1 protein-coding gene is annotated in these 1,188 nt (G+C 59.5%); it reads left to right on the plus strand.

Annotated features, from left to right (window positions below; genetic code table 11):
- The first annotated feature begins 200 nt into the window (after positions 1-200).
- On the plus strand, positions 201-1,166 hold the full coding sequence (locus tag AP428_RS34260) for an IS110-like element ISBcen8 family transposase (RefSeq protein WP_011545951.1): 966 nt from the start codon (positions 201-203) through the stop codon (positions 1,164-1,166).
- Positions 1,167-1,188: the final 22 nt, after the last annotated feature.

Genomic DNA, 1,188 nt, shown 5'->3' on the forward strand with positions numbered 1-1,188 from the left:
GCTTGTATGTTCAGTACTGACCAGTACGGTAAAGTCTGGTGGTAGCCAGACGAGACCGTGCAGTTTGCCCCGCGCTTGGGTGTTGGAGCCCGTGACTGAGTACAAAACGCACGGTTGCCGTGCTGGTCTTCCTGAAGCCCGAACGGTTACGCGCGCCATTTACATCGAGTGCGCATGTACAAGCATGGGATCCGAAGATCATGTCTGCTCCTTCTGCCGTAACGGTCGGCATTGACGTCGCAAAAGCTCACGTCGATGTTTCCGTACTGGGTGCCAATCTGGACATCCGTCGATTCAACAACGATGCCGAGGGCCACTCGGCCCTGGCTGTTGCCCTTCAGCCGCTGAACGTGCAGTTGGTCGTGATGGAGGCGACCGGTGGCTACGAGACCGAGCTGGCGTGCGCCTTGCAAGGTGCGGGTTTGCCGGTCGCTGTCGTCAACCCTCGGCAAGCACGCGATTTTGCCCGCTCGATGGGACGTCTGGCCAAAACCGACGCCATCGACGCACATATGCTTGCCGAACTGGCTTCCGTGCTACTGCGTCGGGACGATCTGTCCCGCTTGCTACGTCCCGTTCCCGACGAGCGGCAGCAGTGGCTGGCTGCACTGGTGACCCGACGGCGCCAACTACTCACCATGCTCCTTTCGGAGCGACAGCGGCTCCAGATCACGCCGGTTGGTCTGCATCCAAGTCTGCTGGCTATCATTGCCGCCATCCAGGCACAACTCGATGACATCGACGCTCAGATGGTCGCTCATGTACGCCAGCACTTCGGTGAACTCGACCGCCTGTTGCAGTCCACACATGGAATTGGCCCGGTATCCAGCGCCTGCCTGATCGCAGAACTGCCCGAATTGGGCCGGCTCAATCGCCGTCAGATTGCAGCCCTCGTTGGCGTCGCTCCCATTGCTTGCGATTCCGGCTTACGTAATGGGCGACGACGGGTTCAAGGTGGCCGCTTCGCGATCCGTCGCGTGCTGTACATGGCTACATTGACTGCCACACGCTACAACCCCGCCATCAGAGCCTTCTATCAACGCCTGAAGGCCGCCGGCAAACTGTCCAAGGTCGCGCTTGTTGCCTGCATGCGCAAGCTCCTAACCATGCTCAATGCCATGGTCAAAACCAACACGCCTTGGGACGATTCACTTCATCGGGCTTGACTCGGAAGACGGTTACTCAGTC

Origin of the sequence: Burkholderia sp. E168m22 (assembly GCF_001319805.1) — a bacterium.
Classification (GTDB): Bacteria; Pseudomonadota; Gammaproteobacteria; order Burkholderiales; family Burkholderiaceae; genus Burkholderia; species Burkholderia orbicola.

Excerpts from the sequence above, each read along its gene's own strand:
- AP428_RS34260 (WP_011545951.1), top strand. The coding sequence starts at position 201 with ATGTCTGCTCCTTCTGCCGTAACGGTCGGCATTGACGTCGCAAAAGCT.